Source organism: Ornithinimicrobium sediminis (assembly GCF_021272345.1).
GTDB classification, from domain to species: Bacteria; Actinomycetota; Actinomycetes; order Actinomycetales; family Dermatophilaceae; genus Ornithinicoccus; species Ornithinicoccus sediminis_B.
In genome coordinates this window covers 412,358-428,113 of record NZ_JAJSDQ010000003.1, presented here as the reverse complement: position 1 = coordinate 428,113, position 15,756 = coordinate 412,358, and the positions used below count along the sequence as shown (strand labels likewise).

Genomic DNA, 15,756 nt, shown 5'->3' with positions numbered 1-15,756 from the left:
GTCAGGGTGTGGGGGTCTCTGCCACGGTACGGGGACGGAGATGTATCAGCACGGTCCGCGAGGCGTCTGAACAGCCACCGACCCGAGGCAGAGGAGCCGTCCATGCGCTACCACCACACCGTTATCGTGCCCGCCCTGGCCCTGGCCCTCGCCCTCGCCGCCTGCGGCGGGGACGACGCCCCCGAGGAGACCGCGGACGAGACGACCACGTCCGAGGAGGCCACCGACACCGCCGAGGACGCGGCCACCACCGAGGACGAGACCACCACCGGCGACGTGCCGGGCGGGGAGGACGCCGACGAGGAGAGCGCCGAGGAGGGTGCTGCCGCAGGCGGCATCGGCGCCGGAGGCAGCGCGACGCTCACGGTCGGCGGGGAGACCTACGAGTTCGACAACTACTACTGCGCCACCGGCCCGGAGGAGACCGGCAACGACGACGTCTCCTTCTCCTCCGGAGCCTTCGGGGAGGTCGACGGGGTCAGGGTGCAGCTCGACGCCTCGATCCTCGACTTCAGCGGTGAGAGCGCCATGGAGGGGGAGGGCACGATCCAGTCGGTCAGCCTCAACGACATCGAGGACTTCGAGGACCCCAGCGTCTCCTGGAGCGCGGAGGCCGGCTTCATGGGCGAGCCGGAGTGGACGATCGAGACCGACGGCTCCACGGTCAGCGCCGAGGCGACCTTCGACGACGGCCGCACCGAGGAGATCGAGGAGGTCGAGGGCTCCCTGGAGGCCACCTGCGGCTTCTGACCGGGTCTCGTCCACACCCGGGGCACCTCCGGCCGGCCGGCAGCGGCACCCCACCGCCTCCGCGTGCGCCTCGGCGCCCACACGTCATACTCGTGTGACAGGCGAGAGGACGAGGTGAGCGCACGTGGCGAAGCCGGCTCCGGGGCCCGACGACGGCGACGCGGACATGGAGGTCGGTCGCGCGTCGTCCTGGGTGGCGGGCGTGCCGGGGGTGCTGGTCGCGCTCAAGCGGTCGCAGGAGCAGATGGGCCTCGGCCGCAGCGCCCTGACCCTCACCGCCCTCAACCAGCACGGCGGGTTCGACTGCCCGGGGTGTGCCTGGCCGGACCCTGAGCACCGCAGCGCCGCGGAGTTCTGCGAGAACGGCGCGAAGGCCGTCGCCGAGGAGGCCACGCAGCGGCTCGTGGGTGCCGAGTTCTTCGCGACGCACTCCGTCGCCTCGCTGCACGAACGGTCGGATCACTGGCTGGGCCAGCAGGGCCGCATCCAGGGGCCGATGGTCCTGCGCGAGGGCGCCACGCACTACGAGCCGATCCCGTGGGACGACGCGTTCGGGCTCGTCGCCGAGCACCTGCAGGGTCTGGACAGCCCGGACCAGGCGGCCTTCTACACCTCGGGACGCACCTCCAACGAGGCCGCCTTCTGCTGGCAGCTCCTTGCCCGGCAGCTCGGCACCAACAACCTGCCCGACTGCTCCAACATGTGCCACGAGTCCAGCGGCGAGGCACTCCAGGAGACCATCGGCATCGGCAAGGGCACCGTCACGCTCGAGGACGTCGAGGCCGCCGACCTCATCCTCATCGCCGGCCAGAACCCGGGCACCAACCACCCGCGGATGCTGTCCTCGCTGGAGCGGGTCAAGGAGCAGGGGGGTCACATCGTCGCGGTCAACCCGCTGGTCGAGGCGGGGCTGCGCAGGTTCAAGAACCCGCAGAAGGTCTCCGGCGTGCTCGGTGCGGGCACCGACCTGGCCGACGACTACTGCCAGATCCGGGTCAACGGCGACCTCGCGTTCTTCGCCGGGCTCGGCAAGCTGCTCGTCGAGGCCGACCGGCGGGACGGGGGCGTGCTGGACCACGCCTTCATCGCCGAGCACACGCTCGGCTACGACGCGCTGGTCGAGCACTACGACAGCCTGGGGTGGGGGGACATCCTGCGGGGCTGCGGTATCCCCAAGGCGCAGCTGGAGCAGGTCGCCCGCCGGATCGTCGGCTCCGAGCGCATGGTCATCTGCTGGGCGATGGGCCTGACACAGCACAAGAACTCCGTCTGGACGATCCGGGAGATCATGAACGTGCTGCTGCTCACCGGCAGCATCGGGCGCCGAGGAGCCGGTGCCTGCCCCGTGCGCGGCCACTCCAACGTGCAGGGCGACCGCACCATGGGCATCTTCGAGAAGCCCGAGCAGTGGTTCCTCGACGCGCTCCAGGCCGAGTTCGGCATCCCGATGCCGCAGGAGTGGGGCCACGACACCGTGGACACCATCCGTGCCCTGCGCGACGGCACGGTGCGCGTCTTCCTGGCGATGGGCGGCAACTTCGTGCGGGCCACGCCGGACACCGCCGTCACCGAGAAGGCGCTGCGCAGAGCCGACCTCACCGTCCACGTCTCGACCAAGCTCAACGGGTCGCACACGGTGACGGGCCGCCAGGCGCTGATCCTGCCCACGCTGGGGCGCACCGAGCGCGACACCACCGGTGGCCGCGAGCAGTTCGTCACCGTGGAGGACTCGATGAGCATGGTGCACGCCTCATGGGGGCGCATCACCCCCACGAGCAGGCACCTGCGCTCCGAGGTGGACATCGTCTGCACCCTGGCGAGCGCCACCTTCCCGCAGTCCCCGGTCGACTGGGCGGCCATGCGGCGCGACTACAGCATCATCCGCCGGCACATCGAGCGGGTCGTGCCGGGGTTCGCCGACGTCGAGCGCCGCGCCCGGCTCGACGGAGGGTTTCTGCTGCCCAACCCTCCCCGGGACTCCCGGCAGTTCCCGACCTCCCGGGGCAAGGCGCTGCTGACCGTCAACGAGCTGACCGCGGTCGAGGTCCCCGACGGTCGGCTGCTGCTGCAGACGGTGCGCAGCCACGACCAGTTCAACACCACGATCTACGGGATGGACGACCGCTACCGCGGCATCCGCCACGGCCGACGCGTGGTCTTCGTCAACCCCCTGGACCGTGCGGCGCTCGGCCTCGAGGAGGCACAGGTCGTCGACATCGTCTCGGAGTGGCCGGTCGACGACGGCCGCGGCGGACGGGGCGTCGAGGAGCGCCGCGCCGAGGCCTTCCGGCTCGTCGACTACCCGGAGACGGCACGGGGATGCGCCGCGACCTACTTCCCGGAGGCCAACGTGCTGGTGCCGCTGGACTCGACGGCCGACGTCTCCAACACCCCCACGAGCAAGTCGGTCGTCGTGCGCCTGGAGCCGACCTCACATGTCGGCCCCGCCCCGGTGCGCTAGCCGCCGCGGAGCCGGATGCCGAAGTGCTCGGCCAGCCGCGGTGGGGGGCCGAGCGCGAAGGACCCGCGCACCTTGTTGAGCACGTTGTGGTCGTGCACGTTCTGCAGCCACATCGGGGTGGAGGTCATCGGCAGGAACACCGGCTGCCCCAGCCGGAACACCTTCGAGTGAGCCTCGGCCAGCGCCGTGGCGTCCCGGCTCACGTGGTCGCCGGCGACGACGACCCGGGTCAGGAAGTGGTTGGTGGTGTGCACATAGAGCCGGAACCTCCCCTTGGCCAGCTGGGCACCCACGGGGAAGGACATCCAGAAGTCGTCCGGCGCAGCGTCCGCGGCCAGCACGGCGGCGGCATAGGCGTCGGCCGTCCTGACGTAGTCGAGCGCGAGCGCGTCGTCGCAGTCCAACCGGGTGGTGAGCACGTGGGTGGCGGTCGGCACGTCGTCGCGGCTCATGGCGCGGCGGTACGGCTCCCGGAAGGTGTCGTCCTCACGCTGCTCGACCAGGACGACCCACGGGTACGGCGCACAGAGCTCGGCGAGGGGCTCGACCATCTCGGGGTGCAGGCCGTCGACGCCGATGAGCCACCGGTGCGGTCTCGACACCTGGCCGACCACGCTCGGCAGGCAGACGTCGGCGAAGACCGGCAGACGTCGGTCCACCCACTGCTGGAGACCCGCGACGTCGTCGATACCGCCCTGCTCCCGGAACATCCGCAGGTTGAACCTGGTCAGGATGACGTGGGCCAGGTCCGTCGGGGTCGACGTCGCAGCCGGGTAGACCGAGTCGTGGAGCAGCATGGCGCCACTCTAGACAGCGCTGCTGTCCCGCTGAGGGACAATCACTGCATGGGACGGGTCACCTCGCGGCACCGCACGACGCGCATCGACACCGCGACAGCAGTCACCCGCGTCCGCCCGGACACCGTGGTGGTCGAGGAGCCGTTGGAGCTGCGCATCGGGCCGGTGCCGCTCACCGTCACGATGCGCACCCCCGGGCACGACGTCGAGTGGGTGCACGGCTTCCTGCACGCCGAGGGCATCATCGCCGCGCGCGAGGACGTGGTGTCGGCACGCTACTGCGCCGGGTCGGTGGTCGAGGACGACTCCGGCAGGTCGGTCAACACCTACAACGTCATCGAGGTGCAGCTCGCGCCGCACGTGCCCGACCCCATCGCAGCCGGCATGGCCCGCTCGTTCGCGACCACCAGCGCCTGCGGGGTGTGCGGCAAGACGAGCATCGAGGAGCTGGCGGTCCGAGCGGCCTACGACCTGCACGGGGACGACGTCAGGGTGGGGGCGACCACGCTGCTCAGCCTGCCCGACCGGCTCCGCGAGGCGCAGGTGACGTTCGAGCGGACCGGCGGGCTGCACGCCGCCGGGCTCTTCACCGCTGACGGCAGCCCGGTCGTCGTCAGGGAGGACGTCGGACGGCACAACGCCGTCGACAAGGTGGTCGGCCACGCCCTTCAGGCGGGGATGCTGCCGCTGCAGGGACACGTCCTGCAGCTCAGCGGCCGCGTGTCCTTCGAGCTCGTGCAGAAGGCCTTCCTCGCCGGCATCCCCGTCGTCTCCGCCGTGTCCGCCCCCAGCTCGCTGGCGATCGAGATGGCCGAGGACGTCGGGATGACGCTGGCCGGGTTCGTGCGCGGCACGTCACTCAACCTCTACGCCCACCCCGACCGGGTCACCACCACCTCGCCCGAGGACACTGGCTGAGGTGCGCACGCGTCCGCGGTCAGCCGGCTGCTGACATGACCGGCGGATGGTGGACGTCCGGGTGGAGACCGTGGTCGAGCGGCCGGTGTCCGACGTGGCCCTTTCGCGGGCGACCCGGGGCAACGCGCCGCGCCGGTACGCCACCATCACCTCGGTGCGATGGGAGACGGACCCACCGCTGCGTGCAGGGGGTCCCGGGCCATGTTCGTCGCGCGCTTCCTGGGACGCACCCGTATGACGCTGCGCAGCACAGGCGCCCCCAGCGGGTTCGCCAGGGTGTGGGCACCGGTGACGGAGCAGGCGATGCGCCGGGTGACGACCAGGGACCTCGCCCGGCTGAAGGCCCTCCTCGAACCTCCCTGAGGCGGCCGCCGCCCCTCCCGTCAGGTCGGTGGCCGCGCACGCACGTAGGCTGGAGGTGATGACCTCCACCGACGCCGTCCCCGCTGTGGTCCTGACCATCTCGGACCGCAGCAGCACCGGTGCCCGGGCAGACCGCTCGGGCACGTTGCTCGCCACCCTGCTGCGCGAGGCGGGGTATGCCGTGGACGCGCCGGTGGTCGTCCCGGACGGCCGGGAGAGCGTGCGGGACGCCTTGCACGCCGCGATCGCTGACGGCGCCCGCCTGGTCGTGACGACCGGCGGCACCGGGGTCTCCCCGCGCGACTTCACCCCGGAGGGCACCCTCGACGTCGTCACCCGCGAGATGCACGGGGTGGCCGAGGAGCTGCGCCGGCACGGGTCGGGCTACACCCCCCTGGCCTGCCTCTCACGCGGTGTCGTCGGGGTGGTCGACCACGCCGACCCGGTCCGCACGGGCACCCTCGTGGTCAACCTCCCGGGCAGCACACGAGGGGTCGAGCAGGGGATGGAGCGCCTCGTCCCGCTCCTGCCGCACATCCTGGAGCAGATCGTCGGCTGGGACCACTGATGGACCCGCTCGTCGACCGTTTCGGCCGGGTGCACCGGGACCTGCGGATCTCGCTGACCGACCGGTGCTCCCTGCGCTGCACCTACTGCATGCCAGAGCAGGGCGTGCCGTGGCTGGCCAAGCCGACGCTGCTGAGCACCGACGAGCTGCTGCGTCTGACCGAGGTCGCCGTCTCGCTCGGGATCGTCGAGGTGCGGCTCACCGGCGGCGAGCCACTGCTGCGCCGCGACCTCGTCGAGGTCGTCGCCGGCATCTCCTCGATGCAGGGGGTCGACGGGCCGGTCGAGGTCTCGATGACCACGAACGCCCTCGGCCTGGACATGATGGCGGTGCCGCTGGTCGAGGCCGGCATGGCGCGGGTCAACATCAGCCTCGACACCCTGGACCGGGACACGTTCGTCCGGATGGCCCGGCGCGACCGGCTCGACGACACGCTGGAGGGCATCCGTGCCGCCGCCGACGCGGGCCTGGCACCGGTCAAGCTCAACACCGTGCTGCTGCGCGACGTCAACGACGTCGAGGCCCCGCAGCTGCTGGCCTTCGCCCTGGAGCACGGCTACGAGCTGCGCTTCATCGAGCAGATGCCGCTGGACGCCGGGCACACCTGGCACCGCGAGTCGATGGTGACCGGGCAGGAGGTGCTAGACCGCCTGCGCACGGCATACCACCTGGAGCCGGTGCCGCAGCGGGGCAGCGCGCCGGCCGAGCTCTTCCTGGTCGACGGCGGCCCGGCGACCGTGGGGGTCATCGCCTCGGTGTCGTCGCCGTTCTGCGGCACCTGCGACCGGGTGCGGCTCACGGCCGACGGCCAGCTGCGCAACTGCCTCTTCGCCGCCGCGGAGACCGACCTGCGCACCCCCCTGCGGGACGGCGCCGGCGACGACGAGCTCGCGGCGCTCTTTCGTGCCAGCATCGGCGCCAAGCTGCCCGGTCACGGCATCAACGAGCCCGGCTTCCTGCAGCCGCCGCGCAACATGAGCGCCATCGGCGGCTGAGGGCCCGACCTTCTGCACCACAGGCCAGGCCTGCGCGTGACCTGGCGTGAAGGGTCATCGACCCCGGAGCGTGCAGAAGCCTGCACGCGAGCCACCCAGGGCCACCGCCCGGTGGGGACGGCTCGCCCGCAGCGACGTCAGCCGAGGCTCTCGCGCCAGCGGCGCAGGTCGGCCGGGGTGTCGACGTCACCGAGGTGGTCACGCACCTCCGGCACGTCTGCGGTGCGCAGACCGGAGACCGTCCGTCGCACGGACACCCCGTGCCCGGTGCCGACCTCGGCGACCGCCTGCTGCAGCGCGCTGGTGCGGTAGGCCGCGAGCAGCCACTGCTCCATGCCCTCGGCGTCCCGGGGGCACACCGCGTCGACGTCAGGACCCGCCGACCCGGCCACCTCCAGCACCCGGGGCACCACGGCCTCCAGCCCCGGCTGGTCCACAGCCAGCACCAGCACCCACGGTGCCGGCGCCTCGCCGAGCCCCGCCAGACCCGCCACGACGCCCGCCACCGGGCCTCCCCCGGCCGGCTCCTCGAGCGTCCACACGACACCGTCGACGCCGGCGCGCTCCGGAGCCACGACGACCCGCTGCCGGGCACCCGCCGTCGCCGACAGCGCACGGTCGAGCAGGGACACACCGCCCACCTGCACCTGGGCCTTGTCGACCCCGCCCAGCCGCTCGCCCCGCCCTCCCGCGAGGACCACGACGTCGTAGGGCACCGGCTGTGCCACCACGGTCAGCCGGCCGCGTCGACCGTCACGGTCAGCAGGCACGCCGCGTCGGTCACCGCCTCGACCTTGTGCCTCGTCCGTGGGATGACCCGCAGGTCCCCCACCGCGAGGGGGTGGCGCTCTTCCCCTGCAACCAGCACCACCTCCCCGCGGAGCACCTGGAGGCAGGCCGCCGGCGGTGGCTCGTGCTCGGGGAGCTCGCTCCCCGCGCGCAGGGCGAACACCACGGCGTGCTGCAGGTGCTGGTCGACGACCGCCTCGACGCGCAGGCCGTGGTCGGCCGTGCGCGCCTCCTCGACCAGGCGGTCGACGACATCCGGAAGGCTGGTGACGGGGCTGTGCGGTGACTCGGTCACTGCACCTTCTCCCAGCCCCGCTTCTGTGCGCGGCTGCCGGTGCCCGCGCCCGGCCGGGCGTCCCGGGACCGGTAGACGATGTAGGGGCGCGTGAAGTACCCCAACGGCGCGCTGAAGACGTGGACGAGCCTGGTGAAGGGCCACATCGCGAAGAGCAGGAAGGCCGTGAGGGCGTGCAGCTGGAAGCCCAGCGGCGCGCCCTCCATCAGCGAGGCGTCCGGCTGGAACCAGAAGATCTGCCGGAACCACGGGGAGACCCCGTCGCGGTAGTTGTAGTGGTCGCCGGCGATGCCGAGGTTGAGCAGGCTGCCGGCGATCGTGTTCCACATCCCGAGCACGATGACCACCGCGAGCACGGCATACATCACCTTGTCGTTGACCGTCGTGGCCCGGAAGACCGGGCCGGTGGTCCGTCGCCGGTAGACGAGGATCGCCAGGCCGGCCAGCGTGGCGACCCCCGCGGGGATGCCTCCGGCCAGGGCGAGGATGTGGTAGAGCTCGTGGCTCATGCCGGCGCTGTCGGTCCAGTCCTGCGGCACCACCAGACCCATGAAGTGGCCGACGGCGACGAAGAGGATGCCGAAGTGGAACAGCGGGCTGCCGATCCGCAGCAACTTGTCCTCGTAGAGCTGGGAGCTGCGGGTGGTCCACCCGAACTTGTCGTAGCGGTAGCGCCAGACGTGCCCGACGACGAAGACCGCCAGGCAGATGTACGGGAAGATCACCCAGAGGAAGGTGCTCATCGGGGGGCTCCTACGGGGATGGTCGGGCCGATGGTGGTCGTATGCGATGTGCCGGCGGAGCCGTCGCAGGTGCTGCCCGACGGTGGCGGGGTGCGCAGGTGGTCCAGCGCCGGGTCCATCGCGTAGGGCGCCTGCAGCTCCTCGCCGATGCCGACCGTCTCCTCGGGTGGCCCCTCGGCGATGAGCCGGGCGAGCGCCTCGTGGTCGTCGCCCTGCAGCGCCGGCAGCGTGGCCCGCAGCGCGTCCACCACGGGCAGCCACGCAGAGCTGCGCCGCTGGAGGGCCCGGTGCAGCAGCTCGATGCCGACCCGGTGGTCGTTGAGCAGCTTCCACGCCGTGCCCGCATCCACCGACGCGCCGTACTCGAGCACGACGCACAGGTGGTCGGGCAGCTCGGCGTCGGCGTCCGCGAGCTCCACACCCCCCTGCCGGTAGGCCTGCTTGATCTGGACGAGCGCGACACCACGCTTGCGGGTGTCACCGTGCAGGAAGTAGGTCAGGTGCAGGCAGCACCGGCGCGTCACGTCGAAGGTGTCGACGTAGTCGCGCTGCAGCTCGCCCAGCTCGGTGGCCTCCACGTGGTCGAGGAAGCACGCCAGGTGCGAGCCCACGTGCTCCGGGAGCCCGCCGACGACCTCGCGCAGCAGGGGCACCCGCTCGACGAGCAGCTCGTCGGGGTAGTCCAGCAGGAGGGAGACCGTCTGCCAGGCGTCGGCCTGCTGCCCGGGCTCGAGGTCGGGCGAGGTGCGCCGGTGACGCCGCCAGGGCATCATCGGCGCGCCTCGTCCTCGGAGGCCCCGCTCATCTGGTCCTCGTCGCGGTCCGGGAACAGACCCCGCGGCACTCCCTTGCCGTCCCAGTTGAGCAGGTTGACCCGCCCCGACTTGGACCCGCCGGAGACGAGGGACTCGCTGGTCTGGCGCTGCTGGAGCATCCGGAAGTTCTCCACCGCGACCGGGGTCGTGGCGCCCTTGCCGGACCCCTCGCCGAACGGTCCCGACCCCTCGAGCAGCTCGTCGTCGAAACCGCTGACGGGGCAGTCGGTGGCCAGCTCCTCCAGGGAGTGCGCCTGCTCGCTGTGCGCGGTCGGTATGACGTAGCGCTCGTCGTACTTGGCGATCGCGAGCAGGCGGAACATGTCGTACATCTCCTCCTCGCCCATGCCGACCGCCTCGGGGATGTGCGCCTGGGGGTCACGGCCGAGGTTGATGTCGCGCATGTAGGAGCGCATCGCCGCCAGCCGGCGCAGCACGTCGTTGACCGGGCGCACGTCGCCGGCGGTGAACAGGTTGGCGAGGTACTCCACCGGGATGCGCAGGGCGTCGATGGCGGCGAACAGGTTGCCCTGGTCCTCCGCGTCGTAGCCGGTGTCCTGGATCACGTCGACCACCGGTGACAGCGGCGGGATGTACCAGACCATCGGCATCGTGCGGTACTCCGGGTGCAGCGGCAGGGCCACCCGGTACTTCTCGATGAGCGCGTAGACCGGTGACCTCTTCGCCGCCTCGACCCAGTCGCCGGGGATGCCCGCCCGCTCGGCCTCCCGCTGCACCTCGGGGTCGTGGGGGTCCAGGAAGACCGAGCGCTGGGCCTCGTAGAGGTCCTGGTCGTCCTCGACCGCGGCGGCCTCGAGCACCTTGTCGGCGTCGTAGAGCATGAGCCCGATGTAGCGCAGCCGGCCCACGCAGGTCTCGGCGCACACCGTCGGGATGCCGACCTCGACGCGGGGGTAGCAGAAGGTGCACTTCTCGGCCTTGCCGGTCTTGTGGTTGAAGTAGACCTTCTTGTAGGGGCAGCCGGTGACGCACATGCGCCAGCCCCGGCACCTGTCCTGGTCGACCAGGACGATCCCGTCCTCCTCGCGCTTGTAGATGGCGCCCGAGGGACACGAGGCCGCGCAGCTGGGGTTGAGGCAGTGCTCGCAGATGCGCGGCAGGTAGAACATGAAGGTCTGCTCGAACTCGAGCTTCACCTTGTCCTCGATGCCCTTGAGCATCGGGTCCTTCGCCGCGTGCTCCTGGCTGCCGCCGAGGTCGTCGTCCCAGTTGGCCGACCACTCGATGTTCATCTGCTTGCCCGAGATCAGCGAGTAGGGCTTGGCGACCGGGAAGGTCTCCTGGGCCGGGGCGTTGAGCAGGGTCTCGTAGTCGTAGGTCCAGGGCTCGTAGTAGTCCTGGATGGAGGGCATCTTGGGGTTGGAGAAGATGGTGAACAGCTTCTGCAGCCGGCCCCCGGCCTTGAGCCTGAGCCGGCCGGAGTCGGTGCGCACCCAGCCGCCCTTCCACTCCTCCTGGTCCTCGTAGCCGCGGGGGTAGCCCAGCCCGGGCCGGGTCTCGACGTTGTTGAACCAGACGTACTCGGTGCCCTGGCGGTTGGTCCACGCCTGCTTGCAGGTGACCGAGCAGGTGTGGCAGCCGATGCACTTGTCGAGGTTCATCACCATCGCCATCTGTGCCATGACGCGCATGCGGGGAGCTCCTAGGGGTCTCGTGGGTCGGGCCGGTCAGTACCGGACGGGGGCGGTGCGCTTGCGGATCATGGTGACCTCGTCCCGGTTGTTGCCCGTGGGCCCGATGTAGTTGAAGAAGTACGCCAGCTGCGCGTAGCCGCCGATGATGTGGCTCGGCTTCATGAGGATGCGGGTCAGGCTGTTGTGGATGCCGCCGCGCTTGTCGTCGGTCTCGGTGAGCGGGACGTCGATGAGCCGGTCCTGCGCATGGTGCATGTAGACCGTGCCCTCGGGCATCCGGTGGCTGACGATCGCCCGGCAGGCGACCACACCGTTGCGGTTGACGGCCTCGATCCAGTCGTTGTCGGCGACCCCGATCTTGGCGGCGTCACGGTCGGACATCCAGATCGTCTGGCCACCGCGCGACAGCGAGAGCATGAACAGGTTGTCCTGGTACTCACTGTGGATCGACCACTTGTTGTGCGGCGTCAGGTAGCGCACCGACACACCCAGCTCGGTCTGCTCCCCCAGCGGCGTCTCCCCGAACAGGGTGCTCATGTTGAGCGGTGGCCGGTAGGTCGGCAGGGACTCGCCCATCCCCTGGACCCAGTCGTGGTCGAGGTAGAACTGCTGGCGACCCGTCAGGGTGTGGAAGGGCTTGCTGCGCTCGATGTTGATGGTGAACGGGCTGTAGCGCCGGCCGCCGCTCTCCGACCCCGACCACTCCGGGGAGGTGATGACCGGCACCGGTGCCGCCTGGGTGTCGGCGAACGTGATCTGCTTGCCCTCGTGCTCGGCCGCGAGGTCGTGCAGCCGGGTGCCGGTGCGCTTCTCCAGGGTCCTGAAGCCCTGGGTGGACAGGTGCCCGTTGCAGGTCGCCGACAGGTGCATGACCGCCTCGGCCACGTCGATGTCGCTCTCCAGCCGCGGCTGGCCGGCGGCCACCCCCTGGCGGACCGTGCCGTTGTGACGGCGCAGGATGTCGACCTCGCGCTTGACGTCGTAGGCCACGCCCTTGGTGAGCATGCCGACCTTCTCCAGCAGCGGGCCGACCGCGGTCATCTTGTCGTAGACGGCGGTGTAGTCGCGTTCGACCTCCACGAGGACCGGCAGGGTCCTGCCGGGCACCGGCTCCACCTCGCCGGTCTTCCAGTCCTGGACCCGTCCGTGCACGGTGGCCATCGCCTCCGGGGTGTCGTGCCACAGCGGCTTGGCGACGACGTCCTTGCGGGTGCCGAGGTGGTCGACGGCGAGCTCGGAGAACCTCCTGGCCACCGCCTTCCACGCGTCCCAGTCCGTCTTCGCCTGCCACGGAGGTGCGATGGCGGGGTTGAAGGAGTGCACGAAGGGGTGCATGTCGGTCGTGTTGATGTCGTGCTTCTCGTACCAGGTGGCGGCCGGCAGCACGACGTCCGACAGGAGGGTGGAGCTGGTCATCCGGAAGTCGAGGGTGAGCAGCAGGTCGAGCTTGCCCTCGGCAGCCCGCTCGGGCCACCGCACGTCCACCGGGCGCTGCGCCTCCGATGCCTCGGCGGCCCGGACCGCGTTGTCCGTGCCCAGCAGGTGCTTGAGGAAGTACTCGTTGCCCTTGGCCGAGGAGCCGAAGAGGTTGGCCCGCCACAGCGACAGGATGCGGGGATGGTTCTCCTCGGCCTCGGGGTCCTCGACCGCGAACCGCAGGTCGCCGGCCTTCAGCTGCTCCACGACATACTCCGGACCCGTCATCCCGGCCTGCGCCGCCTCGTCGGCGACCACCAGCGAGCTGCGGTTGAACTGCGGGTAGGACGGGGTCCACCCCAGGCGCACCGACTGGGCCAGCAGGTCCATCGTGCCCCGGCCGGCGAACACCCCGGTGCTGCCGTTGATCGCGTCGGCGTCGAAGGTGTCGTAGCGGTACTGCGAGGTGTTGACGTACCAGTAGGCCGTCTGGTTCATGTGCCGTGGCGGGCGCACCCAGTCCAGCGCGAAGGCGAGGTGCTGGAAGCCCATGATCGGGCGCACCTTCTCCTGGCCGACGTAGTGCGCCCAGCCGCCACCGTTGCGGCCCTGGCAGCCCGTGATGGTCGTGAGCACGAGCATGGCGCGGTAGATCTGGTCGGAGTGGTACCAGTGGTTGGTGCCTGCCCCCATGAGGATCATGCCGCGGCCCTGGGTGTCCACCGCGTTCTGCGCCCACTCCCGGGCGATCCGGACGATCTGCTCGGCGGGGGCACCGCAGATCTGGGCGGCCCACGCCGGGGTCGCGGGCGCCGAGGGGTCGTCGTAGCCGGTCGGCCAGGTGCCCGGGAGGCCGGGGCGGCCGACGCCGTACTGGGCCAGCATGAGGTCCAGCACCGTGGTGACCAGGTGCTCCCCCAGCCGGCGGACGGGCACCCCGCGACGCTCGCGCACCTGCTCGCCGTTGACGTTGTCGAAGCGCGGCAGCAGGACCTCCACGGCCTCGCCGGCGGCGTCGTCGTGGAGGGACAGGACAGGGCGGGTGTCCCCGAGGTCGAGGTTCCAGCGCCCCATCCCCTCCTCGCCGAAGCGATGCCCGATGGAGCCCTGCGGGATGACCACCTCACCGGTGACGCCGTCGAGCACCGCCGGCTTCCACAGCGCGTTCTCCGACTCCTGCTCGTCGTTGTCGAAGTCACCGGCGGTGAGGAACTTGCCTGGTGTGTAGCCTCCGGCGTCGCCGTCGACGGGGTCGAGGGTGACCAGGTAGGGGAGGTCGGTGAAGCGCTGGTTGTACTCGGTGAAGAAGTCCACCTGCCGGTCGGCGAAGAACTCGCGGAGCACGACGTGGCCCATCGCCATCGCCAGCGCGCCGTCGGTGCCGGGCGAGGAGGCCACCCACTCGTCGGCGAACTTGACGTTCTCGGCGTAGTCGGGCGCCACCGCGATGACCTTCTGGCCCCGGTAGCGCGCCTCGGTCATCCAGTGGGCGTCCGGGGTGCGGGTCAGCGGGACGTTGGAGCCCCACATGATGAGGTAGCCCGCGTCCCACCAGTCGCCGGACTCCGGGACGTCGGTCTGGTCGCCGAACATCTGCGGCGAGGCGTTGGGCAGGTCGGCGTACCAGTCGTAGAAGGAGAGCATCGGGGCACCGATGAGCTCGTGGAAGCGGGAGCCCGAGGCATAGCTCACCGGTGACATCGCCGGGATGGGCGAGAAGCCGGCGATCCGGTCGGGGCCCCAGCGCTTGACGGTGTAGACGTGGGCGGCCGCGACCATCTCCACGGCCTCCTCCCACGTGGCACGGACCAGACCGCCCTTCCCGCGGCCGGACTTGTAGCGCCTGGCCTTCTCCTCGTCCTGGACGATCGAGGCCCAGGCCACGACCGGGTCGCCGAACTGCCGCTTCGCCTCACGGAACATCTCGAGCAGGGTGCCGCGCACGTAGGGGTAGCGCACCCGCGTCGGGCTGTAGGTGTACCAGGAGAACGCGGCGCCGCGCGGGCATCCCCGGGGCTCGTACTCCGGCCGGTCGCCGCCGGTGGAGGGGTAGTCGGTCTGCTGGGCCTCCCAGGTGATGATCCCGTCCTTGACGTAGACCTTCCAGGAGCACGACCCGGTGCAGTTCACACCGTGGGTGGACCGCACGACCTTGTCGTGGCTCCACCGGTCCCGGTAGAAGGAGTCCCCGCTGCGGCCGCCCTCGAGGTGCATCGAACGCTGGTCGTCCGAGACTCTCCCCCGGGTGAAGAACCGGCGCGTGCCCACCAGTGCCTCGCTGATCCTGCCGTCGAGGCCGGCGGTGCGCGACGTGGTCGTGTCGGTCATGGGGTGGCTCCTCGGGGGGTGAAAGGGACACGGCTGGACAACGTCGCCGCGCAGGTGCGCTCGTCGACGAAGGGCTGCAGGCTCACGTCGACGTCTGTCTCGCCGACGCTGTGCAGGGCACCACGCAGCAGGCCACGGTGCACCCCGCAGACGACGGCGGGGTGGGTGCGGGCGAGCTCGAGGAAGGGGCAGTCGCGCAGGGTGACGTCGACCGCCCGGCCGTCGCTGGTGCTGCTCAGCTGAGGGCTGTATCCCCAGTCCGCGAGCAGGTCGATGAGCGAGCCGACCTTGCCGATCCAGGTGCCCGGGGTGGTGGCCGCAGGGAGGTCGGCGGCCGCCTCACCGGCACGGCGCCGGGCCCACTCCATACCGGCCTGCTCCGGGGTCGTCCCCACCCGGTCGGCCGGGTCGAGCGCACAGGCCAGCAGCTCGGCGAGCACCTGGTAGGGACCGGCGGAGCCGACCGGGTCCAGGCGCCCTTCGGCGGCGAAGTACTTCTTGCGCGGCCGGCCCACCCCGTCGGCCTTGACGAAGGCGCTCTCCACCAGCCCACCGGCGACCAGCTGGTCGAGGTGGAAGCGCAAAGTGGTGGTGTGCAGCCCGAGCAGCTCCCCCAGCTCCGCCGCGGTCATCCCCTCGCGGCGGGTGGCCCCCTCCCCGACCGCGTCGTCGACGGCCCACGGCAGCTGCGCGAGATGGTCCACGATGCGGCGCCGGACGGGGGAGCTCAGCAACGAGACCCCTCTCTCCTCCGCCATCGACGTCATCCTCGACTCCCATTTAAAGGACCGCAGTCCTCGCCAGTAGACCGCATCGCCTGACGTCCCGCAAGGGGTGCGCAGCAGCCTTTCCGGGGTGTAGCG

General features: G+C 71.0%; 14 protein-coding genes. 6 read left to right on the top strand and 8 right to left on the bottom strand.

Going from position 1 to position 15,756, the window contains the following annotated elements; genetic code table 11:
* The first annotated feature begins 102 nt into the window (after positions 1–102).
* Entirely contained in the window at positions 103–750 is a 648-nt protein-coding gene (locus LVO85_RS09820; RefSeq protein ID WP_232747289.1) for a hypothetical protein, read from the top strand.
* A gap of 124 nt (positions 751–874) precedes the next feature.
* Positions 875–3,211: an FdhF/YdeP family oxidoreductase gene (locus tag LVO85_RS09815; RefSeq protein WP_408637683.1), complete on the top strand. Its 2,337-nt coding sequence runs from the start codon at positions 875–877 to the stop codon at positions 3,209–3,211.
* Here LVO85_RS09815 and LVO85_RS09810 read toward each other — a convergent pair.
* Positions 3,208–4,008 (bottom strand): glycosyltransferase, encoded by an 801-nt coding sequence (locus tag LVO85_RS09810; RefSeq protein WP_232747288.1) that lies wholly within the window; start codon positions 4,006–4,008, stop codon positions 3,208–3,210. The genes LVO85_RS09815 and LVO85_RS09810 overlap by 4 nt on opposite strands.
* A 48-nt stretch (positions 4,009–4,056) precedes the next feature.
* Here LVO85_RS09810 and fdhD point away from each other — a divergent pair, with 48 nt between their 5' ends.
* The 4 genes from fdhD (at position 4,057) to moaA (ending at position 6,852) form a co-directional block, all read left to right on the top strand.
* Positions 4,057–4,926, top strand: a complete 870-nt coding sequence (gene fdhD, locus LVO85_RS09805) for a formate dehydrogenase accessory sulfurtransferase FdhD (protein WP_232747286.1) — start codon at positions 4,057–4,059, stop codon at positions 4,924–4,926.
* Between the two features lie 201 nt (positions 4,927–5,127).
* On the top strand, positions 5,128–5,289 hold the full coding sequence (locus LVO85_RS09800; RefSeq protein ID WP_232747284.1) for an SRPBCC family protein: 162 nt from the start codon (positions 5,128–5,130) through the stop codon (positions 5,287–5,289).
* 58 nt (positions 5,290–5,347) lie between these two features.
* Positions 5,348–5,857, top strand: coding sequence for a MogA/MoaB family molybdenum cofactor biosynthesis protein (locus LVO85_RS09795; protein WP_232747282.1), 510 nt, complete (start codon positions 5,348–5,350; stop codon positions 5,855–5,857).
* Positions 5,857–6,852, top strand: a complete 996-nt coding sequence (gene moaA, locus LVO85_RS09790) for a GTP 3',8-cyclase MoaA (RefSeq protein ID WP_232747280.1) — start codon at positions 5,857–5,859, stop codon at positions 6,850–6,852. The genes LVO85_RS09795 and moaA overlap by 1 nt, the downstream gene beginning before the upstream one ends.
* Before the next feature lie 137 nt (positions 6,853–6,989).
* Here moaA and mobA read toward each other — a convergent pair whose 3' ends face one another.
* The 7 genes from mobA to LVO85_RS09755 are packed head-to-tail and all read right to left on the bottom strand — an operon-like array spanning position 6,990 to position 15,651.
* Positions 6,990–7,622: a molybdenum cofactor guanylyltransferase gene (mobA, locus tag LVO85_RS09785; protein WP_232747278.1), complete on the bottom strand. Its 633-nt coding sequence runs from the start codon at positions 7,620–7,622 to the stop codon at positions 6,990–6,992.
* Positions 7,586–7,936, bottom strand: coding sequence for a cupin domain-containing protein (locus tag LVO85_RS09780; protein ID WP_232747277.1), 351 nt, complete (start codon positions 7,934–7,936; stop codon positions 7,586–7,588). Before LVO85_RS09780 ends, mobA begins: the two co-directional genes overlap by 37 nt.
* On the bottom strand, positions 7,933–8,679 hold the full coding sequence (narI, locus tag LVO85_RS09775) for a respiratory nitrate reductase subunit gamma (RefSeq protein ID WP_232747275.1): 747 nt from the start codon (positions 8,677–8,679) through the stop codon (positions 7,933–7,935). Before narI ends, LVO85_RS09780 begins: the two co-directional genes overlap by 4 nt.
* Entirely contained in the window at positions 8,676–9,452 is a 777-nt protein-coding gene (gene narJ / locus LVO85_RS09770) for a nitrate reductase molybdenum cofactor assembly chaperone (RefSeq protein WP_232747274.1), read from the bottom strand. Before narJ ends, narI begins: the two co-directional genes overlap by 4 nt.
* Positions 9,449–11,146 (bottom strand): nitrate reductase subunit beta, encoded by a 1,698-nt coding sequence (gene narH / locus LVO85_RS09765; RefSeq protein ID WP_232747272.1) that lies wholly within the window; start codon positions 11,144–11,146, stop codon positions 9,449–9,451. Before narH ends, narJ begins: the two co-directional genes overlap by 4 nt.
* 36 nt (positions 11,147–11,182) lie before the next feature.
* Positions 11,183–14,893 (bottom strand): nitrate reductase subunit alpha, encoded by a 3,711-nt coding sequence (locus LVO85_RS09760; RefSeq protein ID WP_232747270.1) that lies wholly within the window; start codon positions 14,891–14,893, stop codon positions 11,183–11,185.
* Positions 14,890–15,651, bottom strand: coding sequence for a helix-turn-helix transcriptional regulator (locus tag LVO85_RS09755; protein WP_232747268.1), 762 nt, complete (start codon positions 15,649–15,651; stop codon positions 14,890–14,892). Before LVO85_RS09755 ends, LVO85_RS09760 begins: the two co-directional genes overlap by 4 nt.
* Positions 15,652–15,756 lie beyond the last annotated feature (105 nt).